This window comes from Parvularcula dongshanensis, assembly GCF_014199615.1.
GTDB classification, from domain to species: domain Bacteria; phylum Pseudomonadota; class Alphaproteobacteria; order Caulobacterales; family Parvularculaceae; genus Parvularcula; species Parvularcula dongshanensis.
Genome location: NZ_JACHOB010000006.1, coordinates 94832 through 117340 on the forward strand (window position 1 = coordinate 94832; position 22509 = coordinate 117340).

The following is a 22509-nucleotide window of genomic DNA, read 5'->3' on the forward strand; positions in this document are numbered from 1 at the left end:
CGTCCGAGCGTTTACAGCCTTAACGGCGAAGACCCCGCGGCCGGTCGCGCACCACGATCTCGGGTTCTTCTTCGTCGGTCTCGGCTTCGTCGGGCAGGGAGGGTGCCTGATCCTCTTCCTCGATGAAGTCGTTCAACGCCTCCGGTGCGGCGGTCGCAACCCGGTCGGGGAGCGGCGCAATCTCTATCGTCCGCTCTTCCGGCCGATCTTCGAGCGCGACGCGGATCTCGTCGCGAAGCCCCGTCCGCTCTTCGATCACGGCGGGCGGCTCTCCTTGCGAAGCGGTGACCGAAGCCTCGGCCCAGTCGAGCGCGCCTTGAAGGTTGGTCAGGCCACCGAGGCCTTCGGCGAGGCTCGCGGCGTAGAGGTACATGCCCTCCGGGCTGCCCGCCTTCGCCGCCCGTTCGAACCAGGCTCGCGCCTGCTCGTCCGATGCGGGCATGCCCCGCCCGTTGAGCGCCATGTAGCCGAGGGCGACCGAAGCCTGCGTCAGGCCCGCCTCGGCGGCGTTCCGCATCAGGCGCGCCGCTTCCTCGAGCTTCGGCTCCCCGGCCAGCCGTTCGGTCTCGTAGAGGACGGCGAGGTTGTACGCAGCCTCGGTATGCCCCTGCTCGGCGGCGAGGCCGAACCAGTGCGCGGCTTGTTCGTCGTCCTGGGGCCGCCCCTTCCCTTCGAGGTAGAGGACGCCGAGCTGGAACTGCGCCTCCGGCACGCCGGTCTCCGCCGCCTGTTCGTAGAGCGCCGCGGCGCGTCCCATGTCCTGCGGCACGTACTGTCCCTCGGCGTGCATGAGGCCGAGCATGTAGGTGGCGCGGGCGTGCCCCTGGGTCGCAGCCAGGTTGAACCAGGCATAGGCGCGGTCGAGGTCCTGCTGAACGCCCTCGCCGGTGTAGGCGAGTTCGCCCAGCTCGTACTGAGCGTCCGGCTGTCCCGCCATGGCGGCGCTGACGTAGAGGCGGCGAGCTTCGTCCCGATCGGCTGGTGCGCCCAAGCCGTGCTCCTCCATGTAGGCGAGCACGTAGGCGGCGTCCGAGTCCTGCCCGTCCGCGATCGGGGCGAGGAGCGCGCGGGCCTCTTCATACGCACCGTCGCCGAGAAGTTCGATGGCGCGCTCGACGGGATCGTCGGCCTGCGGCGCGGCGGGCTGGGCGGAGGCCGCCGCCAGCAGCGCGAGGATGCTCAATAGTGCGGTCTGCACGGCGAAGGGTTCCCGGCGGCGACTCGCGCAACCTTAGGCGGCGTCGGAGGGCTCCCGCAAGGCGGCGGCGAAGGCCGCGACCGCCGCTCCGGGTCCCGCCGCGTGGTTCCACACGGCGCCCGAGACAGCGAGGTAGTCGGCGCCAGCACGTGCGAGCGAGCGGCAATTCTCCGGCGTGATTCCGCCTATCGCGACGCAGGGCAGCACGGTCATCATCGACCAGCTCGTCAGGATGTCGGGGTCGGGCCGATGCACGGTCTCCTTCGTCGCCGTCGGGAAGAAGGCCCCGAAGGCGACGTAGTCGGCGCCCTCTTCGCCGGCCTTCATCGCGAGGTCGTAGCTGTCGTGGCAGGTGACGCCGATATCGGCATCCGGCCCCAAGAGCCCCCTCGCCTCCCGCACGCTGCCGTCGGTCTGGCCGAGATGGACGCCGTCGGCGCCGAGGCGCTTCGCCAGGTCCGCGCGGTCGTTGACGAGGAAGGCGACGCCCCGGGCGCGGCAGATCGGCAGAAGCGCCTCTCCTGCCCGCAATACCTCGTCGTCGGCGACGTCCTTCAGACGCAGCTGGAGGCAGGCGACCTCCGCCGCGGTGCCGAGCCCAGCGTCGAGCGCCTCGGTTAGGGCGTCTTCGAACGCGGCGTCGATCTTGGGCGGAGTGATGAGGTAGAGGGCGGCTGTCACGCGGTCTGGGGCTTCGTCGTCGGCTTAGGGTTTCCGATTCCGTCTAGCACGTGTTTTGGAACCGCAAGGTAGGTCTCGGGCGGCGTCAGCCGAAGCTGCGCGCGAACGTCCTCGAGCGGCAGGGACAGAAGCGCCGTCCAATCGATCGCCATGAAGTCGGCCGCCCGCCGCCCAATCTTGTGGGCTTCGCGCAGGATGCGTCCGACCGGCACGCGGGGGGCGTCGACGCGCGCCTTGAGCCCCCCCATGTGTGCGATGAAGTTCGCGCCCGCCGACCCCGTATGCTCATGGGTGAAGGCGAGCAGCGCCGCCTCGCCCAAGCCGTCCCGGCCGTAGCCCGTGACGATGTGGTGCAGGTCGTGCGCGAGGTTGTTGAACCAAGAGAAGACGTAGAGGTCGGGATGGTCCCGCTCCATCGCGTCGTAGTCGTAACCGGACCCCCGCGCCGCGTCCTGAACGCCGTTGGTGCTGAGCCCTTCGCGGTCCATGAAGTCGACGTAGATGCGGCCGAGCGTGCCCGGCGGCAGCCGACGCAAGGTGTCCCTGTCCGACATCGCGCGAAGCAGATGCTCACGGTCCTCGCGCCAGCGCCTGCCCGCCGCGCTCGCGTGGAAGCGATCGAAGGCCGGACGCATCGAGTCGCCGTTCATCGCGCGAACGATGGTGAAGACGTGGCGTGTCTCCTCCTTGTCGCGAATGAGGTCGAACATGCCCTTGAAGGCGCGCGGCAGGTTGCGCGGGGGGGTCGGGGGCATGACGGGGCGCACGGCGTCGCTCATCGTCTCTCCTTGTCGGCGCTAGGACGATGAACCCGCCGCCTGCACCGGTCCAGCCGCGCCGAGCCTAGAGCCGTTATTCAGGCCGTCGATAGCTCGGGTTTCGGCGCAGGTGCCGCCATCGGGTCGCCGCTCATGTCGTCGGTGCCGAACCAACGGTCCCACCAGCGGAAGTAGAGGCCGTAGTTCCGTGCGAACCGCGTGTGGTGAAGGTTGTGATGCCGCGCCGTGATCAAGTGCCGCCCGATAGGCCCGTCGAGGAAGGCCCGCGGATAGACCTCCCAGCCTGAGTGGTTGCAGACCGCCTGCACCGTCATCACCGTCAGGAGGACCAGGAACGCCCCCATGTGGATCGGGATGACGAAGGCGAGCGCGGGCACGAACCAAGCCGAGATCAGCGCCTCCCATGGGCTGAAGGCGAAGCTCGCCCAGGGGGTCGGCTGCTTCGAGACGTGATGGGTCCGGTGCGTCGGCGCGTAGAGCTTCGGATGGTGCATCATCCGGTGCGTCCAGTAGAAGTAGGCGTCGTGCAGCACGAGGTAGAGCGCCAGGCTGACCGGCACCCAGGCCCACTCGAGGACGCCCTGGGGCACGCCGCCATAGATCGCCGTGCCGCCCCGCTTCCACCCCTCGATCAGTACCGCCGCGGGCAGCGCGTAGATGAAGCTGACGAGGAACGAGGTCCGCGCCTCGCGCCAGATCGCCTTGCCGGTGGGGCGCTGCTTGGCGAGGCGGAAGGCCCGCACGCGATGCTCCGGCATCTGCCAGAGGAGGCCGTGGAACAGCCCCGCCACCAGGCCGTAGCGGACCCAGATGATGGCGAGAATGCCGAGATAGGTGAGGAGGAAGGCTGTCACGAGCTGTCCGGGTGGTCGTCGGCGGAGTCTAGCGCTCATTCACGGTCCTGACGACCCGGCTAGCCGACAGGTGCCTACCTTCTTCCGCAAAGGTTTGCAGGCCGCCGCCCTACGCACCCCAAAGGTTGTGATCGGCGTCTAGGCTGTCATGGTCTTTCAAAACAGGAGGATGGCGCGTGAAGATCGGGCTAGGATCACCGGCTTTGCTGATGTTTGGGCTGACCACGACGTTCGCGACCTGGAGTGCCGCCAACGCTGTGCAGGACCCGCCCTTCCCGGTCGAGATCGAGGTCGACGCGAGCACCTCGATCGCGCCCGTCGATCCGATCTGGCGCTTCTTCGGGGCGGACGAGCCGAACTACGTCTACCGCGAGAACGGCGAGGAGCTGATCGGCGAGCTCGGAGAGCTGCGCCCCGGCGAGGTCTACTTCCGCGCGCACAACCTCCTGACGACGGGCGACGGGACGGGCAGCCTGAAGTGGGGCTCGACGAACGCCTATACGGAGGATGAGGACGGCAATCCCGTCTACGACTGGACGATCGCGGACCGCATCTTCGACACCTACCTCGAGCGCGGCGTGAAACCCTACGTCGAGATCGGCTTCATGCCCGAGGCGCTGTCCTCGAAGCCCGAGCCCTACAGGCACAGCTGGGGCGAGGAGGACGGCACCTTCGAGACCGGCTGGGCCTACCCGCCGACCGACTACGAGAAGTGGGAAGAACTCGTCTATCAGTGGGCGAAGCACTGCGTGGAGCGGTACGGCCGCGAAGAGGTCGAGAGCTGGTACTGGCAGACCTGGAACGAGCCGAACATCGTCTACTGGCAGGGCACGGACGAAGAGTTCCTGAAGCTCAACGACTACGCCGTGGCGGGCCTCCTGCGGGCGCTCCCGACCGCAAGGGTCGCGGGCCCGCACACGGCCGGTGACGGCGGCGACGTGGCGCGGGGCTTCTACGAGCACGCCTTGCGCGGCGAGAACTACGCGACGGGCGAGACCGGCACGAAGCTCGACGTCCTTGCCTTTCACGCCAAGGGCTCGCCCGAGACCGTGGACGGCGTCCTGCGTATGGGCATCGGGCACCAGCTCAAGACGATCGACACGGCGTTCAGCCTGATCGAGGAGTTCCCCGAGATCTCGGACAAGCCGATCGTGATCGGCGAGTCCGACCCCGAAGGCTGCGCGGCCTGTCAGGGCGAAGACGTCCAGTACCGCAACGGCACCATGTACTCGTCCTACACCGCCGCCGTCTTCGCGCGGAAGCACGAACTGGCGCGGCGGCACGATGTGGACCTCGAAGGCGCCCTCACCTGGGCCTTCACCTTCGAAGACCAGCCGATCTTCGCTGGCTTCCGCAGCCTTGCCACCCACGGGATCGACAAGCCGGTCCTGAACGTCTTCCGCATGTTCTCGATGATGTCCGGGGACGAAGTTCAGACCCAGTCGAGCGGCGCGGTTCCGCTCGACGCGATCATGGCGGACGGGGTGCGCGAAGAGCCCGACGTCGCCGCCTACGCCGCGCGCGACGGGAACACCGTGACCGCCATGGTCTGGCACTATCACGACGACATGGTGGACGGTCCAGACGCTGCGGTGACCCTCACCTTCGAAGGGCTACCGGCAAAAGCCGAGGGCGCGACGCTCAAGCACTACCGGATCGACGAGGAGCACAGCAACGCTTTCGCCGCGTGGCAGCGAATGGGCTCTCCGGCCGAGCCGACGGCAGCGCAGACGGGCGCCCTCGAAGAAGCTTCCGGCCTGAGCGCGCTCGGTGAACCTGAGCAGGTCGCGGTCGAGAACGGTAAGGCGGTGGTCGACTTCACCCTGCCGAGGCGCGGCGTATCGCTTCTGGTGCTGGAGGCGGACTGACCGGTACCGCCCCCGCGCCTTATCGGTTCCGCCGTTCTTCCCCCACCGCCGCGAAGGGCGCCAGCATCTCGTCCTTCTTGGCGAAGATGTCGCCGTCCTTCTGCGCGAAGAGGCGGGCCCGGTCGCGTTCGCGGAACTCGTCGATCACGTCGTCGATGAGGCGTTCCGTGTGCCCGGTAAGGTCGAGTGTGATCCGCGCCGTCTTTAGCGCCGATTCAAGCGTGTCGCGAATGACCGCGTCCGCCCCGGTCCGCAGGAGCTCGAGCGCGGCCATCCGGTCGTAGGCGCGAAGGACGATGCGAAGATCGGGCGCCTCCTCCTTCAGCGCCTCGACGGCGCGGCTCACCCGCTTGGTGTCCTTCACCGCGAAGATGATCGCGTCCGCTCGCAACGCGCCCGCCTGGCGAAGCAGCGAGAGGTCCGTGCCGTCCCCGTAGTAGACTTCGTGTCCGTAGGCCCGTGCCGCTTCGATCCGCCTCGGGTCGGTGTCCACCGCCGTCAGGCTGACGCGGCTGCCGATCAGGACCTGCGCGATGATCTGTCCGAACCGGCCGAAGCCGACGAGGACGACCCGGCGGCTCTCCTCGGGCAGGCTCGGGAAGCCGTCCGTATCGACCGGCGCTTCGCGATGAGTGCGGGCGATCACGAGGAGGAGGAGCGGCGTCGCCACCATGGACAACGTGACGACGGCCGCAGCCAGAGTCGCGAACTCGGAGCTGAAGAGGCCCCTTCCCGCTCCGAGGCTGAAGACGACGAAGGCGAACTCGCCGCCCTGACTGAGGATCGCGGCGACGCGAAGCCGGTCGAACGGTTCGAGCGCCGTCAACCGGCAGACGAGCCAGAGGACACCGCCCTTGAGCGCGACGAGGCCGATCGTCGCCACCAAGATGACCAACCACTCCCGCGCCAGGATTTCGAGATCCAGCTGCATGCCGACGCCGATGAAGAAGAGCCCGAGCAGCAGCTCCCGGAAAGGTTCGATGTCGGCCTCGATGCGGTGGCGGTAGCTCGACTCCGCGAGCAGCACGCCCGCCAGGAAGGCGCCGAGCGCCATGGACAGGCCGGCCGCCGACACGAGCAACGCCACGCCCGCCACCGCGAACAGCGCGGCAGCGGCGAAGGCCTCCCGACTGCCCGCACTGGCGATCAGGCGAAAGAACGGGTCGAGCACGAACCGGCCGATGAGGATCACGCCGACGACGGTGACTGCAGCCAACAGGATCGCGCTCGGCGAGAACGCGACCTCCCCGCCCTGCGCACCGGCGAAGATCGGAATCGCCGCGAGCAGGGGGATGACAGCGAGGTCCTGGAAGAGAAGGACGGAGAAGGCGCGCCTGCCGTAGGGGGTGGCCAGTTCACGCCGCTCTTCGAGAAGGCTGAGCACGAACGCGGTCGAGGAACAGGCGAAGGCGAAGCCTGCGATCAACCCAGGGGCAAGGTCGAGGCCGAACACGAGCGTCAACGCCGCCGCGACGAGCGCGCCCGTAACCCCCATCTGCAAGACGCCGAGCCCGAAGATCGTCCTGCGCATCTCCCACAGACGCGGCAGGCTGAGCTCCAGTCCGATGACGAAGAGGAAGAGGACGACCCCGAACTCCGCGACGCCGAACACGTCCTCCTCGTGCCGGAGGAGACCGAGCCCGTCCGGGCCGAGGACGAGCCCCGCCGCAAGGAAACCGATGACGGTGCCGAGCTTCAGCCGCTTGAACAGCGGCACGGCGACGGCCGTCGCGCCGAGATAGGTCGCCGCTTGGACGAGGAAGTCTGTGTTCGCGGGACCGGCCATGACGATTGTCTTAAAAGACCGACGCGGCCCTGTCGCGGCGGGTACTCAGCCCTCGAAGCGAACGCCGAGCCCCTCCATCAGAGACCGGAAGCTCGGAAAGGACGTGTCGATCGGGGCGGGATCGTCGATCGCGACGGGGCTGTGCGCAGCCGAGCCGAGCACGAGCGCGGCCATCGCGATCCGGTGGTCATGCAGCGTCGCGACCGTACCGCCGCCGGGCACGGTGCCGCCCTCGATCTTCAGCCAGTCCTCTCCCGCCTCGCAGGGTACGCCGTTCGCCTGCAGAAGGGCGAGCGTCGCCGCGAGCCGATCGGACTCCTTCACGCGGAGCTCTTCTAGGCCCTCGATACGCGTGATTCCCTCCGCGAAGGCAGCGGCAACGGCGAGGATCGGGATCTCGTCCACCATGTCCGGCACCTGCTCGGGCATGACGTGCACCGCCCGCAGCGGGCTCGATCGGACCGCGAGGTCGCAGACGGTCTCGCCGCCGACGTCACGCTCGTTTCGGCGTTCGAACCGGGCACCCATCGAGACGAGGACGTCGAGAAGGCCGGTCCGGCGCGGGTTGGTCATGACCCCCGGGATCGTCACCTCCGCCCCCTCGCCGATCAGCGCCGCGACGATGGGGAAGGCCGCGGAGGAAGGGTCGGCCGGCACGGTCACGGGACAGGCCCGCAGGCGCTGACCACCCTCGACGCTGACGCGCAGTCCTGCCTCCATCGGCTCGATACCGATGTGAACGCCGAAGGCGCGCAGCATCCGCTCGGTGTGGTCGCGGGTCGGCACGGGCTCTTCGACCGTGGTGACGCCCTCGGCGCCGAGACCTGCGAGGAGGACGGCGGACTTCACCTGCGCCGAGGGCTTCGGCAGTCGGTAGGTGATGCCGGAAAGCCTTCCGCCCGCGAGGGAGACCGGCAGCTGCCCGCCCCGCGTCACGGCCTGCGCGCCCATGCGGACCAGCGGATCGGTGATCCGCGCCATCGGACGTCCGCGAAGCGAGGCGTCGCCCGTGAAGGTGCAGGGCAGCTGCCGTCCGGCGGCGAGCCCCATCAGGAGGCGCGCGCCAGTCCCGGCATTGCCCATGTAGAGCGCCCGGCTCGGCGCCGCCCAATCGCCTCCGCGAACGCGCCAGGTGCGTTCGTCGCGCTCGATCTCGGCCCCGAAGGCTCGGAGCGCCGCGGCGGTGCGCAAGACGTCGTCGGCCTCGAGCAGCCCCTCGACGATGGTCTCGCCCTCGGCCACCGCGCCGAGCATCAAAGCCCTGTGCGAGATCGACTTGTCGCCGGGAACGCGCGCGATCCCCCGCAGCGGTCCCGACGGGTGTGCGGTCAGCGTCATCTTTTGCGTCCCCTCGCCTGCCCGGCCTTACGTTCTGTGGCAGGCGTCCCGCCCTCTTGCAACCGCCGCCCGCGCGCGGCAGACCCGCCTGAACCCTGCACCAGCAAGAACATTCAAGGACCCCCGTGGCAAACGAAGAGCTTGGCACCAAACGCGACTGCCCCAACTGCGGGGCGCGCTTCTACGACCTCAACAAGGACCCTGCCCACTGTCCCAAGTGCGGCGAGGAGTTCACGCCCGAAGCCCTGTTGAAGCCGCGCCGGATGCGGCCGCAGGAAGAAACGGCCCGGGCCAAGGCGTCGAAGGACACCGAGGCCGACGAGGACGAGGATGAAGACGACGAGGACGAGGACGACATCCCGGCGGACGAGCGGGAGACGAGCCTCGACGAGGTCGATGAGGACGAAGAACCCGCCCAGTCCAAGCGGAAGAAGAGCCTCGACGAGGACGACGAGGAAGAAGACGACGAGGACAATGAGAACCTCGGCGATGACGACATCGGCGACGACGACATCGACATCGAAGAAGACGACGACGTCACCGTCCTCAGCGACGACGACGACGAGGACTTCAGCGGCGTCGTGACCGGCAGCGACGAAGAGGAGGAGCGCTGAGCGCTTCGCTTCCCCGCATGCGGCGGTTCCCGCCGCGCGCCGCGCTTGGGCCTTCGGGCGAACCCCGTTAGGGGATCGCTCCGGAGGCGCCCATGTACTCGATCTTTCTGCCCGTCCTCATTCAGGTCGGCCTGTCCCTCACCCTCCTCTTCGTCCTGCCGACGAAGAGGATGCGAGACCTCAAGTCGGACCCGGCCCTCGCGGAGCGCGCGCGGACCGACACGGGCGTCTATGCCGAGGACGCGAAGCGGTTGGCTTCGAGCTACTCGAACCAGTTCGAGTTGCCGGTCCTCTTCTACGTCGGCGCGGTCTTCGCGATCCTGTTCGGCCTGACCAACTGGTGGACCGGGCTCCTCGCCTGGCTCTTCGTCGCCTCGCGGATCGGTCACGCCGTCATTCACAACACGAACAACAACCTGCGTCACCGCTTCTACGCCTTCGCGGTCGGCCCCTTCGTCCTCGCGATCTTCTGGCTCACCATCGCCTTCGAGGCGCGCGGCAGCCTGATCTTCGACATGAAGGCGAACGAACTCGCGCGCGAAGCGCAGCAAGACTTCTCCGAAGAGATCGGCCTCGTCCCATGAAGATCGCGAGTTGGAACGTGAACTCCGTCGGCGCGCGCCTGCCGCGCGTCCTCGACTGGTTCTCCGAGGCGCGGCCCGACGTCTGCGTCCTGCAGGAGATCAAGTGCGTAGACGAGAAGTTCCCGGCCGAAGCCTTCGAAGACCTAGGCTACGACGTGCACGTCCACGGCCAGAAGACCTATAACGGCGTCGCCCTCCTCTCGCGCCACCCGGTCGAGGACGTGCGTCGCGGCCTGCCGGAGTACGAGGACGAGCACTCGCGCTACATCGAGGCGCTGATCGTGCCGGAGGATGCCGCGCCCTTGCGTGTCGGCGGCCTCTACCTGCCGAACGGCAACCCTGCGCCCGGGCCGAAATACGACTACAAGCTCGCCTGGATGGAAGCGCTCGAGGCGCATGCGAAGCGCCTGCTGGCGACCGAAGAGGCCTTCGCCCTCGGCGGCGACTACAACGTCATTCCGAACGAGAGCGGCGTCTACGACCCCTCTCGGTGGTTGGGCGACGCCCTCTTCCGGATCGAGTCGCGCCAGGCCTACCGCCGTATTCTCAACCTCGGCCTGACCGATGCGCTGCCGCAGTTGATGGGCGAGCCCTACTACACCTTCTGGGACTATCAGCGCGGCGCCTGGGACAAGAACAACGGCCTCAGGATCGACCACTGGCTTCTCAGTCCGCAGGCGGCGGACAGGCTCGAAGCGGGCGGCGTCGACGCGGGCGTGCGCGACCCGAACACGGGCAGTCCCGAGGCCAAGCCGTCAGATCACGTGCCGGTCTGGGTGGAGATCGCCTAGGACTGGTCAGGTCCGCTCCTCCTGCTACACCCGTGTTCATGAAATGGTCCCCCCAACAGGACGAGGCGCTGAAGGCCGCCTCGCGCTGGCTCTCCAACCGCGACAGCCAGGTCTTCCGCCTGTTCGGCTTCGCAGGCACCGGTAAGACGACGCTGGCGCAGCACCTGGCCGAAGGCGTCGACGGCGAGGTGCGCTACGCCGCCTTCACCGGCAAGGCCGCCCACGTCATGCGGCAGCGCGGCTGTCAGGGCGCGCAGACGATCCACTCCCTCATCTACCGCCCCGCCAAGACCGAGGAGGACGAGGAGGGGGACGAACAGCCCATGTTCACGATCCGCCGCGACGCACCGGCGGGCGAGGCGGCGCTCATCATCATCGACGAGTGCTCCATGGTTGACGAGGAGCTGGGGCGCGACCTCCTTTCCTTCGGCGCGCCGGTCCTCGTGCTCGGCGACCCCGCCCAGTTGCCCCCCGTGAAGGGCGGCGGCTACTTCACCGAGGCCGAGCCCGACGTGATGCTGACCGAGGTCCACCGGCAGGCCGCGGACAACCCCATCGTCCGCCTCTCCATGCAGATCCGCGAGGGCGAGGTGCCGGACTACGGCGACTGGGGCGAGGCGAAGGTCATCCGCAAGGCGGACCTCGACCCGCAGGCGGTGATGGACGCCGACCAGGTGCTCGTAGGGACGAACCGCAACCGCAAGCGCTACAACGACCGGATGCGCGAGCGGCTGAACTTCGACGGCGACAGCCCGTGGGTCGGCGAACGCCTCGTCTGCCTGCGGAACAACAAGCAGAAGGGCCTCCTCAACGGCTCCATGTGGACGGTGAAACAGCGGCACGGAAAGAAGAAGGGCATGCTGAGCCTGACCCTCCTGCCCGAGGACGAGGGCCGCTCGGTCAAGGTCTCGGTACTGCCGGAGTTCTTCACCGGCGAGGCGGAGAACCTTCCTTGGCCCAAACGCCGCCGCTCGGACGAGTTCGACTACGGCTACGCGCTTACGGTGCACAAGGCGCAGGGCTCGCAGTGGGACGAGGTCGTGCTCTTCGACGAGAGCTTCGCGTTCCGCGAGCACAAGATGGCGTGGCTCTATACGGGCGTGACGCGTGCGGCGGAGCGCCTGACGGTGGTGAGGTAGCACCGTACCCCACCTCTCCCTATGGGAGAGGTCCAAATCAACGATTTGGGGTGAGGGCCAACAGCGCTCGCGATTAGCCGAACCGCCGTCCCCTCACCCGGCATTGAAGATGCCGATCTCTTCCGAGGGAGAGGTGATACCCACGGCTCAGTCCGCTCCCCAATCGTAAGTTAGTGTCTCGCGAAACCGCTCCGCATCCGCGCGTATGACCTTCCGCTCCCCCTCGTCCTTCCGGTCCAGGTTCCGATAAGGCATCTTCATCCGCGCGTTCTGCCGCAGTTGCCCCTCGTTCCGCATCAGGAAGTCCCAGTCGAGATAGTTGAACGGGCACGCCCCCTTCCCGGTTTTCTTGCCGACGTCGTAGGCACAGTGCCCGCAGTAGTCGGACATCCGGTTGATGTAGGCGCCTGACGCCGCGTAGGGCTTCGACCCCATCACCCCGCCATCGGCGAAGATCGCCATGCCGTGCGTGTTGGGCAGCTGCACCCACTCATAGGCGTCTGCGTAGACGACGAGGTACCATTCGTTGATGTGGTCGGGGTGCACGCCCAGCAGCATGGCGAGCTGGCCCGTGATCATCAGGCGCTGGATGTGGTGCGCGTAAGCGTTGTCGCGCGTGTTCCGCACGGCCTCCGCCACGCAGTGCATGTCCGTCTCGGCTGTCCAGTAGAAGTCCGGCAGCGGGGCCTCGGCGCCGAGGGCATTGCGCTTCTTGTACTCCGGCATCTTCAGCCAGTAGATGCCGCGCACGTACTCGCGCCAGCCGATGATCTGGCGGATGAAGCCCTCCGCGCAGTTGAGCGGCGCGTGGCCCTCGCGGTACGCCTCTTCGGCCGCCTCGCACACCTCCATGGGCGTCAAGAGGCCTGCGTTCATGTACACGGACAGAAGCGAGTGGTTCAGGAAGTCCTGCCCCGTCGCCATCGCGTCCTGATAGTGCCCGAAGCGCGGCAGGCTCTCCTCGACGAAGCGGCCGAGCTGCAACAGCGCGTCGTCGCGCATGTGGCCGAAGGCGTAGTGATCGAGCGTCCCGAAGTGGCCGCCGAACCGGTCCTCGACCAGCGCCATTACCTCGCGCGTCAGCGGGTCGTCCCGCTTTAGCGGCCGCTCGGGCGGCTCATAGCCGTCGGGAAGGCGCTTTCTATTGTCCTGATCGAAGTTCCACTGCCCGCCCTCGGGCTTCCCGTCGCGCATCAGGAGGCCCGTCTTCTTTCGCATCTCGCGATAGAAGAACTCCATCCGCAGCGCCTTGCGCCCTTCGGCCCAGGCGCGGAACTCCGGCAGGGAACAGACGAAGCGGTCGTCGTCGCGGATCGTCACCGGCCGGTTCAGCCGGCGCTGCCACCCCTCCATGTCGTCGGCGAGCCGCACCTCGCCGCAAGCGGTCGTGACCAGCTCGTCGACGCTCTCGTCTTCGAACGCCCGGCGGACCTCGCCGAACAGGCTGCCGGTGTTCGCGGGGTCGTCCAGCGTCACGTAGCGGACGGTGAAGCCCTCGGCCCGAAGGCTCTCCGCGAAGCTGCGCATGGCACAGAACAAGAAGACGATCTTCTGCTTGTGGTGGCGAACATAGGTCGCCTCGTCCCAGACCTCCGCCATCAGGACGACGTCCCGCGCGGGGTCGGCGCCGCGCAAGGCGGGGATGTCGCGGGTCAGCTGGTCACCGAGGACGAGGCGGAGCGCGGGCATGAAACCTCCCTTTCCTTCGTTACCTAGAGCGGGCTAGCAACGAGGCATGACGGGCGGGCCGGACACACTCCTCATTCTTGGCGCGGTGGTGCTCGGCCTCTTCGTGCTGGCCGTCGTTCTGAAGACGGTGATCGGCCTTGCCTTCCGCTACCTGCTCTTCGTCGGGGTCGCGCTCTTCATCTACCAAGGCCGCTACGGCACAGAGGTCATGGCTTGGATGACCCGGGACCTCGCCGTCGAGATCGCGAGCATCGCGGGGGCGGCGTTCGTATCGACCTGGGTCATCGGCGCGCTGTTCCTGAGGCGGACGCGGAAGCGGGTGTTCCTGCTCGCCGCGATCGGCATCCTGATGACGCTGCTCTTCGCAGAGGGGATGCGCGGCTGAGCTGGTCAGTGAACCAGCTCGACCCCGCAGACGCCGTCGATCGTCTTGATCGCGCCCTTCACCGCCACCGTCGCAGGCACGGTGTCGGGCAGCGCTAGCTCCACCTCGCAGCCCGCGTCGCGCAGCGACAGGAGAAGCCGCGCGGCGCCGCGCCCGCCCTGCTGACTGACGACCGCGAGGCGGCGTTTCAGCGCCGGAAGCGCGAGGGGCGAGTCGAGCGTGATGCGGAGCGCCGCCGTGCTCGACGCCGTCTCGCCGTCGAGGCGCCGCGCCCCCTCCCCCGTCAGGCGGACCGTGCCGTCGCGGTCCTCCGCCGTCACGGAGAAGCAGAGGAGCGCGCCCGGGACGAGAAGGTCGCGCTGGGCGTCCAGCACCTCTGAGAACACCGTCAGCTCGAAGTCGCCGGAGCGGTCCGAGCAGGTGATCCAGGCGAACGGCTTGCCCGACTTCGACCGGCGCGGCGTGACCTCGCGGACGATGCCCGCCATCTGGCAGGAGATCTTGGTGCCCTGCGCCGCCTGCATCACTTCCGCCTGCGGACGGACGCCTTTGCTGCCCAGGACCTCGTCGTAGTCGTCGAGCGGGTGGCCGGAGAAGTAGAACCCGATCGAGCCGAGCTCATGATCGAGCTTCTCGAGCGGCACCCAAGGCTCAGCCCTCGGCAGCGGCGGCCGCGCCAGCGCGGGGCCGGCGTCGCCGAATAGGCCGCCCTGCGCGGACGCCTTCTCCTCGGCGTGGCTTGCGGAGTAGCGGCACAGGAACTCCGCCGCGGCGAAGGCGACGGCGCGGTCCGGGCAGAGCGCGTCGAACGCGCCTGCGCGCGCCAACTGCTCGAAGCCGCGCTTGCCGATTCGGCGGCCGTCGATGCGCTCGGCGAAGTCGTGGAGGTCGCGGAAAGGCCCGCCCCGGCGCCGCTCCTCCTCGACGTGCCGCATCGCCTCGGTCCCGACGTTCTTCAGCGCGCCGAGGGCGTAGTGGATCGCGCCTTCCTTCACGGTGAAGTCCATGCCCGAGGCATTGACGCAAGGCGGATGCACCGTCACGCCGCACCGCTTGGCCTCAGACAGAAAACCGCCGAGCTTGTCCGTGAGCCCCATGTCGAGCGACATGGACGCGGCCAGGAACTCGGCCGTGTGGTTCGCCTTGAGCCAGGCGGTCTGATAGCTGATCCAGGCGTAGGCGGCGGCGTGCGACTTGTTGAAGCCGTAGCCTGCGAACTTCGCCACCAGCTCGAAGATCGAGCGCGCCTTGTCGGGGTCGACGCCGTTGTCCTTCGCGCCATTGACGAAGCGGACCCGTTGCAGGTCCATCTCCTCCTTCTTCTTCTTACCCATGGCGCGGCGAAGAAGGTCGGCCTCACCGAGGGAGTAGCCGGACAGGACCTGGGCGATCTGCATCACCTGTTCCTGGTAGATGATGACGCCGTGCGTCTCTTTCAGGATCGGCTCGAGCGTCGGGTACAGATAGTCCGGCGCCTCGCGCCCCGCCTTGCGCTCGATATAGGTCGGGATGTTGTCCATCGGACCCGGCCGGTAGAGCGAGACGAGGGCGATGATGTCTTCGAGGCAGTCGGCGTTCAGGCCCTTGAGCGCCGCGCGCATGCCCGAACTTTCGAGCTGGAACACCCCGACCGCGTCGCCCTTGCCGAGCATGTCGTAGGTCGCCTCGCACCCCATCGGGATCGCCGCCGGGTCGAAGTCACCGCCGATAAGGTCGGCCGCCCGGCGGATGACCGTGAGCGTCTTGAGGCCGAGGAAGTCGAACTTCACGAGGCCCGCAGGCTCGACCCACTTCATGTTGAACTGGGTCGCCGGCATGTCCGAACGCGGATCGAGGTAGAGCGGCACTAGCTCTTTGAGCGGACGGTCGCCGATCACGACGCCCGCCGCGTGGGTCGAGGCGTGGCGGTAGAGCCCTTCGAGCTTCAGCGCGGTGGAGAGGAGGTGCGCGACCTGCTCGTCTCCATCCCGCTCCTGCCGCAGGCGCGGTTCGCCCGCGATGGCTTGGGCGAGCGTCACCGGGTTCGCGGGGTTGTTCGGCACCATCTTGCACAGACGGTCGACCTGGCCGAACGGCATCTGAAGGACGCGCCCTACGTCGCGCAGGACGGCGCGTGCCTGCAGCTTACCGAAGGTGATGATCTGCGCGACGCGGTCGTGGCCGTACTTGCGCTGGACGTAGGCGATGACCTCGTCGCGCCGGTCCTGGCAGAAGTCGACGTCGAAGTCCGGCATCGAGATCCGCTCGGGGTTCAAGAACCGCTCGAAGAGGAGCCCGAAGCGCAAGGGGTCGAGGTCCGTGATCGTCAGCGCGTAGGCGACGAGGCTGCCCGCGCCCGAGCCCCTGCCGGGTCCTACGGGAATGCTCTGCGACTTCGCCCATTGGATGAAGTCCGCGACGATGAGGAAGTAGCCGGGGAAGCCCATCTTCGCGATGATGGACAGCTCCAGCTCGAGGCGCTTCCAGTAGTCCTCTTCGGGCCCTGCGAGTTCGATCGCGGCGAGGCGCTTCTTGAGACCTTCCTTGGCCTGACGTTCGAGCTCCTTCGTCTCCCCCTCGAGGTCGCCGGCGAAGCTGGGCAGGATCGGCGGATGCGTGCGCGGCCGCATGGCGCAACGCTGCGCGACCTCGAGCGTCGCCTCGCACGCCTCGGGCAGGTCCGCGAAGAGCGCCAACATCTCGGCTTCGGACTTGAAGTAGTGGTCCGCGCTGACCCGGCGCCGGTCGTCCTGGCTGATGTAGGCGCCGTTCGCGATGCAGAGGAGCGCGTCGTGCGCTTCGTGGTCGGAGGGCTTCGCGTAGTAGACGTTGTTCGTCGCGACGATCGGAAGGTCGCGGCCGTAGGCAAGGTGCAGGAGGCGCTGCTCGCACGGATACCGCCCTGCCCTGTCCGTCGTCTCTGCGGAGGGGTGCCGCTGCACCTCGACGTAGAGCCGGCGCGGGAACGCCTCTTCTAGGCGGCTCGCCAACGCCTCGGCCTCGGCGTCGCGACCCACGCAGTAGAGCCGGTCGAGCGGTCCGTTGGGCCCGCCGGTCAGGCACAGGAGTCCCGCCGTCTCGTCCAAGAGGTCGGCGAGGTGAATGCAGGTCTGCCCCTCGACCGCCGGGTTCAGATAGCCCTGAGAGCCGAGCGCCATAAGTCGGCGGTACCCCGCCTCGTCCTGCGCGAGGAGCACCACGCGCGGCAGGCCGTCATGCCCGCCCGCGTCGAGCCCCAGATCCTCGGGGCAGACCGCGACCTCCATGCCGGTGATCGGCTGGACGCCCGCCCCCGACAGCACCTCCGACGCTTCGAGCGCGCCGAACAGGTTGTTGGTGTCCGTGACCGCCAGCGCAGGCATCTTCGCCTGGACGCAAACGTCGCGCAGCGCCCCGATGGGCATGGCCCCCTCGGCCAAGGAGAAGGCCGAGTGGCAGTGGAGGTGGATGAAGCTGGCGGGCATGACCCAAGGGGAGAGCGATTCGGCCCGCCCGGCTTGGGTGAACATGGTTAACGCCGCCTCAAGATATCCACAGGGACGGCCCGTAGGGCCGCCCGGTTCGCCCTCAGCCGAACGGTCCGCCCAGCACCGTCGCCGCCGCCACGAGGCCGATCTGCACCATCATGCCCAGGCCGTCCTTGATCGTGTTCGCCATGGTCGTCATCCCTCACTTGTTCCGCGAATGTTCGTATTCGTGGTTTGTTCTAGCCGCAAGGAATGTTTGCCTGATGTTCTCTCCAATCCGGTTAGGCGCCTTCCTGTCCGGGGCGGCGGAGAGGGGCCGAAAGCTAGGAAACTAGGGGGTTTATGCGCGTTCCTGTTTCGTCCCAGTTCCGAGTCGGACTTTTCCACAAGTGGTGCAAGGTCACGAAGGCGGGACAGCACGGCGTTGCGTTCTGAGCCGGGTCGAAGCCTTCTGCGAACCTCGGGTCAGAACCCGCTGTTCGGTGTCGGTATCGCCGTCAGCGAAAGGCAGAAATCCGTGAGCGACAACAGAAACAGCGAGGGCGAGCCGGATGCGCCGAGCGGCCTTCGCATAGATCGCGAAGAGACCGAATCGAAGGGCCGCTACGACGCGACGCTGGACGGTTCGGGCGGGGAGATGACCTACTCCCGGGCCGGCGAGAAGACGATCATCATCGATCATACGCGGGTCGACGAGGCCCTACGAGGACGAGGCGTCGGCCAGGCGCTCGTCCGGCGCGGCGTCGAGGATGCGCGCGCGGAGGGACGCAGCATCATCCCCCTCTGCCCCTACGCGAAGGCGCAGATCGAACGCCATGAGGCGTGGCGGGACGTTCTGAAGAAGTAGGCGACCGGGACGACGGGACGGTCGGCGTGTTTCGCTCTACCTCGTTGGCAGACCGAACGGAGACGACCATGCCACAGCGCCTCGGCGGCACCTTCACCTTCCCCGGCACCGACCTCACGGTGCATCGCCTCGGCTACGGCGCGATGCAGCTTGCGGGCCCTCACGTCTTCGGCCCGCCCAAGGACCGCGACGCTGCGCTCGACGTCCTGCGCGAAGCCGTCAGCCTCGGCATCGATCACATCGATACCAGCGACTACTACGGCCCGCACGTCACGAACGAGATCCTCCACGAGGCGCTGCACCCCTATCCGCGCGGCCTGGTCATCGTCACGAAGGTCGGCGCCTATCGCGACGAAGAGGGCGCTTGGCTTCCCGACATGTCGCAGGCGGGCCTGACCAAAGCGGTAGAGGACAACCTCGGCCGCCTCGGATTGCGGGCGATGGACATCGTGAACTTGCGCTTAATGGAGAAGGACGGCGACCTCGAAGGGCCGCTGAGGACCCTCGTCCGGCTCAAGGAACAGGGCCTCATCCGTCACATCGGGATCAGCAATGTGAGCCCCGCCCAGGTCCGGGCGGCAAGGCAGATCGCGCCCATCGTCTGCGTGCAGAACGAGTACAACATCGCGAACCGTGGCGATGACGCGCTGATCGACGAACTGGCGGAAGCCGGCATCGCCTACGTGCCCTTCTTCCCGCTCGGCGGCTTCTCGCCGCTGCAGTCGGAGACGCTGGACGCGGTGGCGAGGGATCTAGAGGCGCCCCCCCGCTCCGTCGCGATCGCCTGGCTGCTGCAACGCGCGCCCAACGTGCTCCTCATCCCGGGCACGTCGTCCGTCGATCACCTGCGCGAGAACGTCCGGGCGGCGGAACTGACCCTGCCGCCGGACGCCCTCGAGCGGCTGGACGGCATCGCCGCCCAGCGGGGCTGACCGTCAGAACGAGGTGCAGATCTTGCCGAAGTGCTGGCCGGACTTCTCGTACTCGAAGGCGGCCTTCAGGTCGGCGAGGTCGAAGGTCCGGTCCACGATCGGCTTGATGCCGGTCGCCTCCAGGCCCTCGATCATTTCGATCTGATGCTGGCGGCTGCCGACGGTGACACCGTGAACGGTCGCCTGCTTGCCGCTGAGCGCCGCGGTCGGCACCTCGCCGGACGCGCCGGTCAGGACGCCGATCATCACGATGCGCCCGCCGATCGCGACCGCGTTAATGGAGTTCGGCAGCGTCCCCGCCCCGCCGATCTCGACCACGACGTCCGCGCCGCGCCCGCCGGTCAGCTTCGTGACCGTGTGGCCCCAGTCCTCGTCCTCCTTGTAGTTGATGAGCTCGGAGGCACCCATCTCGCGCAGGCGGTCCAGCTTCTCCTTCGAAGAGGACGTCGCGACGACCGTCGCGCCCATCGCCTTCGCCATCTGGAGCGCGAAGATCGACACCCCGCCCGTGCCCATGGTCAGGACCGTGTCGCCAGGCTTCAAACCGCCTTCGACTACGAGCGCGCGCCATGCCGTCAGCGCCGCCGTCGGCAGGGTCGCGGACTCCTCGTGGCTCCAGCCCTTCGGCTGGCGGGTGAAGTGCGTGGCGGGCGCGACGACGACCTCGCGGGCGAAGCCGTCGATCCCGTCGCCAGGTGTACGGCCGAATCCCGTCGCGGTCGCGCGGTCCTTTTGCCAATCGGGGAAGAAGACCGAGAGCACGGCGTCGCCCTTGGCGAACTCCGAGACGCCCTCACCGACGGCCTCGACGATCCCCGCCCCGTCCGACATGGGGATGCGGCCATCATCGGCCTGCATCCGCCCCGAGCAGACGGCGAAGTCGTGGAAGTTGAGCGAGTTCGCGTGAATGCGGACGCGGATCTCGCCCGCGCCCGGTTGGCCGGGATCATCGCAGGTCTCGACGGAAAGCTTCTCTAGGCCTTCGCCTTCGCGGACTCGGACACAGCGCATGGGAACCTCGAAATGGTTGCTTAGGTCCGCCGAACACGCACCGGCGGGGTGAAGGTTCACCGTGCTGTTGCCGCAGCCCGATCCGCGACGATGTTCCCACGACGTTCCCTTTAGGTTATCCCGTCCCCATGCCGTCCCTCTCCGAACGCGCCGCCGCCCGTCCGTCCCCCGCCCTCGTCGGGGGCGAGCCCCACTATCTTGAGGGGCTGAACCCGCCCCAGCGAGAGGCCGTGCTGACGACGGAAGGGCCCGTCCTGATGCTTGCCGGCGCAGGCACGGGGAAGACGCGAGCGCTCACGACGCGCCTCGCGCACATCCTGTCGACCGGCCTCGCCCGCCCCTGGGAGGTCCTCTGCGTCACCTTCACCAACAAGGCCGCGCGCGAGATGCGCGAGCGGATCGGCGCGCTGGTCGGTGATTCGGTCGAGGGAATGCGCTGGCTCGGCACCTTCCACTCGATCGGTGCGCAGATCCTGCGTCGCCACGCCGAGGTCGTGGACCTGAAGTCGAGCTTCACGATCATCGATACCGACGATCAGGTCCGTCTCTGCAAGCAGGTGATCGAGGCGGCGGGCCTCGACGAGAAGCGCTGGACGGGGCGCGGGCTCGCGGGGCTGATCGACGACTGGAAGAACCGCGGCCTGACGCCCGACGAGGTGCCGGGTCGCGAGGCGCACGAGTTCGGCGAGGGCAAGGCCATCGCGCTCTACCGCGCCTACCAGGCCCGCCTCGTCGCCCTGAATGCCGCCGACTTCGGCGACCTCCTCGTGCACAACCTGACGATCTTCCGCACGAAGCCCGACATCCTCGCCGAGTACCACCGCCGATTCCGCTACCTGATGGTCGACGAGTATCAGGATACCAACGTCGCCCAGTACCTCTGGCTGCGCCTCCTCGCGCGGGACGACGAGGGCAAGACGGGCGGCAACGTCTGCGTGGTCGGCGACGACGATCAGTCGATCTATGGCTGGCGCGGCGCGGAGGTCGAGAACATCCTTCGGTTCGAGAAGGACTTCCCCGGCGCCAAGGTCATCCGTCTGGAGCAGAACTACCGCTCGACGCCATCGATCCTCGCTGCCGCCTCCGCCGTCATCGCCAACAACGAGGACCGGCTCGGCAAGACGCTGTTCACGGACGTTCCCGAAGGCTCGAAGGTAATCCTGCGCGGTGTATGGGACGGCGACGAGGAAGCGCGCGTCATCTGCGACGACATCGAGTCCGAGCAGATCAAGGGACGCTCGCTCTCCGACATGGCCGTCCTCGTCCGCGCGTCCTTCCAGATGCGCAGCTTCGAGGAGCGCTTCAACACGGCCGGCATACCGTACCAAGTCGTCGGCGGCCCCCGCTTCTACGAGCGCGAGGAGACCCGCGACGCCCTCGCCTACCTCCGCCTCGTGCGGAACCCCGACGACGACCTCAGCTTCGCGCGCATCGTCAACAAGCCGCGCCGCGGCTTCGGCGACAAGGCGATCCAGATGCTGAACGTCGCATCGCGGATGAACGGCACGAGCCTGACGGGCGCTGCCCGCTTCCTGCTCGAGACGTCCGAGCTCAAGGGCAAGGCGAAGTCCGCCATGCGCGAGTTCCTGGACAGCCTCGACCGATGGGCCGACGCGGCCAAGGACAAGCGCCCCGGCGACCTCGCCGAACTCGTCCTCGAAGAGTCGGGCTATACGGACTTCTGGAAGGCGTCGAAGAACGCGCAGGCCCCCGGCAAGCTCGAGAACCTGAAAGAGCTCGTCAACGCCGCCTCCGAGTTCGACACGCTCGAAGGCTACCTCGACCACGTCGCCCTCGTCTCCGAGCGCACCTCCGACGAGGAGAGCGGTCAGGTCTGGCTGATGACGCTCCACGCCGCGAAGGGGCTCGAGTTCCCGGTCGTCTTCCTGCCCGGTTGGGAGGAGGAGCTGTTCCCGTCGGGACGAAGCCTCGACGAGAAGGGCAAGGACGGCCTCGAAGAGGAGCGCCGCCTCGCTTACGTCGGCATCACGCGCGCGCGGGAGAGCTGCCGCATCAGCTTCGCGGCGAACCGCCAGGTCTACGGCCGCTGGCAGTCCGCCCTCCCCTCCCGCTTCGTCGACGAGCTGCCAGAGGAACACGTCGACGTCGCCTCCGAGCCCGGCCTCTACGGCGTCGCGGCCAAAAGCCTGCCCTCGCACAGCCAGTTCCACGACCTCGTGGTCGAGCGGACCGAGAGCGGCGGCGGCTACGACACGCCGGGCTGGCGCCGGGCGCAGCGCGCGGGCCGCAGCGGGAAGGCACCGATCGAAGGATCGGCGACCCTCATCGCATCCTCCGCCCCCGGCCAGTCGGACTTCGAGAGGGACCAACGCGTCTTCCACCAGAAGTTCGGCACTGGTACCGTTCGCCGCGTCGACGGCAACAAGCTCGAGGTCGAGTTCGATCACGCAGGCCTCAAGAAGGTGATCGGAAGCTTCCTGAGCGCCGCTTGAGGACCATGCCACTCGGCGCGTTAAGGCGAAGCCCCCGTCCTGCCTGACGTTGCGTCCCGGGCGTTAACCGCGTCTCGGCACGTGGCGTTATCCCTCACCCCTCCATCATGCCGG

The 22509-nt window shown here is 67.9% G+C and carries 18 protein-coding genes; 9 read left to right on the plus strand and 9 right to left on the minus strand.

The window, feature by feature from the left end:
- Positions 1-19: 19 nt before the first annotated feature.
- The 4 genes from GGQ59_RS12860 to GGQ59_RS12875 form a co-directional block, all read right to left on the minus strand.
- Positions 20-1198, minus strand: coding sequence for an SEL1-like repeat protein (locus tag GGQ59_RS12860; protein ID WP_183819259.1), 1179 nt, complete (start codon positions 1196-1198; stop codon positions 20-22).
- 33 nt (positions 1199-1231) lie between these two features.
- A complete protein-coding gene (thiE, locus tag GGQ59_RS12865) occupies positions 1232-1879 on the minus strand; it encodes a thiamine phosphate synthase (RefSeq protein WP_183819261.1) in 648 nt (215 codons plus the stop codon).
- Positions 1876-2658: a Coq4 family protein gene (locus GGQ59_RS12870; protein ID WP_183819263.1), complete on the minus strand. Its 783-nt coding sequence runs from the start codon at positions 2656-2658 to the stop codon at positions 1876-1878. The genes thiE and GGQ59_RS12870 overlap by 4 nt, the downstream gene beginning before the upstream one ends.
- A 77-nt stretch (positions 2659-2735) precedes the next feature.
- A complete protein-coding gene (locus GGQ59_RS12875) occupies positions 2736-3551 on the minus strand; it encodes a sterol desaturase family protein (protein WP_183819265.1) in 816 nt (271 codons plus the stop codon).
- Between the two features lie 137 nt (positions 3552-3688).
- Here GGQ59_RS12875 and GGQ59_RS12880 point away from each other — a divergent pair, with 137 nt between their 5' ends.
- Positions 3689-5380, plus strand: a complete 1692-nt coding sequence (locus GGQ59_RS12880) for a GH39 family glycosyl hydrolase (RefSeq protein WP_221401040.1) — start codon at positions 3689-3691, stop codon at positions 5378-5380.
- Between the two features lie 19 nt (positions 5381-5399).
- Here GGQ59_RS12880 and GGQ59_RS12885 read toward each other — a convergent pair whose 3' ends face one another.
- Together GGQ59_RS12885 and aroA are read right to left on the minus strand one after the other, a co-directional pair.
- Positions 5400-7166: a monovalent cation:proton antiporter-2 (CPA2) family protein gene (locus GGQ59_RS12885; RefSeq protein WP_183819267.1), complete on the minus strand. Its 1767-nt coding sequence runs from the start codon at positions 7164-7166 to the stop codon at positions 5400-5402.
- 45 nt (positions 7167-7211) lie between these two features.
- A complete protein-coding gene (gene aroA, locus GGQ59_RS12890) occupies positions 7212-8504 on the minus strand; it encodes a 3-phosphoshikimate 1-carboxyvinyltransferase (protein ID WP_183819269.1) in 1293 nt (430 codons plus the stop codon).
- A 125-nt stretch (positions 8505-8629) separates the two neighbouring features.
- On the opposite strand from aroA, the gene GGQ59_RS12895 reads away from it, so the two are divergent.
- The 4 genes from GGQ59_RS12895 (at position 8630) to GGQ59_RS12910 (ending at position 11632) form a co-directional block, all read left to right on the plus strand.
- Entirely contained in the window at positions 8630-9118 is a 489-nt protein-coding gene (locus tag GGQ59_RS12895) for a TIGR02300 family protein (RefSeq protein ID WP_183819271.1), read from the plus strand.
- Between the two features lie 92 nt (positions 9119-9210).
- The gene (locus tag GGQ59_RS12900) at positions 9211-9702 is read left to right on the plus strand and encodes an MAPEG family protein (protein ID WP_183819272.1); all 492 of its coding nucleotides are present in this window, start codon (positions 9211-9213) and stop codon (positions 9700-9702) included.
- Positions 9699-10493 (plus strand): exodeoxyribonuclease III, encoded by a 795-nt coding sequence (locus GGQ59_RS12905; protein ID WP_183819274.1) that lies wholly within the window; start codon positions 9699-9701, stop codon positions 10491-10493. Before GGQ59_RS12900 ends, GGQ59_RS12905 begins: the two co-directional genes overlap by 4 nt.
- 38 nt (positions 10494-10531) lie before the next feature.
- On the plus strand, positions 10532-11632 hold the full coding sequence (locus GGQ59_RS12910; protein WP_183819276.1) for an ATP-dependent DNA helicase: 1101 nt from the start codon (positions 10532-10534) through the stop codon (positions 11630-11632).
- A 147-nt stretch (positions 11633-11779) separates the two neighbouring features.
- Here GGQ59_RS12910 and GGQ59_RS12915 read toward each other — a convergent pair whose 3' ends face one another.
- Positions 11780-13321, minus strand: a complete 1542-nt coding sequence (locus tag GGQ59_RS12915) for a cryptochrome/photolyase family protein (RefSeq protein ID WP_183819278.1) — start codon at positions 13319-13321, stop codon at positions 11780-11782.
- 46 nt (positions 13322-13367) lie between these two features.
- On the opposite strand from GGQ59_RS12915, the gene GGQ59_RS12920 reads away from it, so the two are divergent.
- Positions 13368-13706, plus strand: a complete 339-nt coding sequence (locus tag GGQ59_RS12920) for a hypothetical protein (protein ID WP_183819280.1) — start codon at positions 13368-13370, stop codon at positions 13704-13706.
- A gap of 5 nt (positions 13707-13711) precedes the next feature.
- Here GGQ59_RS12920 and dnaE read toward each other — a convergent pair whose 3' ends face one another.
- Positions 13712-17149 carry a DNA polymerase III subunit alpha gene (gene dnaE / locus GGQ59_RS12925; protein WP_183819282.1) on the minus strand — a complete coding sequence of 1146 codons (3438 nt, stop codon included), beginning with the start codon at positions 17147-17149 and terminating at the stop codon, positions 13712-13714.
- A gap of 520 nt (positions 17150-17669) precedes the next feature.
- Here dnaE and GGQ59_RS15485 point away from each other — a divergent pair.
- Together GGQ59_RS15485 and GGQ59_RS12935 are read left to right on the plus strand one after the other, a co-directional pair.
- Positions 17670-17999, plus strand: coding sequence for a GNAT family N-acetyltransferase (locus tag GGQ59_RS15485; RefSeq protein WP_343074336.1), 330 nt, complete (start codon positions 17670-17672; stop codon positions 17997-17999).
- 68 nt (positions 18000-18067) lie between these two features.
- Complete coding sequence (locus GGQ59_RS12935) at positions 18068-18931, plus strand: oxidoreductase (RefSeq protein WP_183819284.1); 864 nt, start codon at positions 18068-18070, stop codon at positions 18929-18931.
- A gap of 3 nt (positions 18932-18934) precedes the next feature.
- Here GGQ59_RS12935 and GGQ59_RS12940 read toward each other — a convergent pair whose 3' ends face one another.
- Complete coding sequence (locus tag GGQ59_RS12940; protein WP_183819286.1) at positions 18935-19942, minus strand: zinc-dependent alcohol dehydrogenase family protein; 1008 nt, start codon at positions 19940-19942, stop codon at positions 18935-18937.
- Positions 19943-20070: 128 nt separating this feature from the next.
- Here GGQ59_RS12940 and GGQ59_RS12945 point away from each other — a divergent pair, with 128 nt between their 5' ends.
- Positions 20071-22395 (plus strand): ATP-dependent helicase, encoded by a 2325-nt coding sequence (locus tag GGQ59_RS12945; protein ID WP_183819288.1) that lies wholly within the window; start codon positions 20071-20073, stop codon positions 22393-22395.
- Positions 22396-22509: the final 114 nt, after the last annotated feature.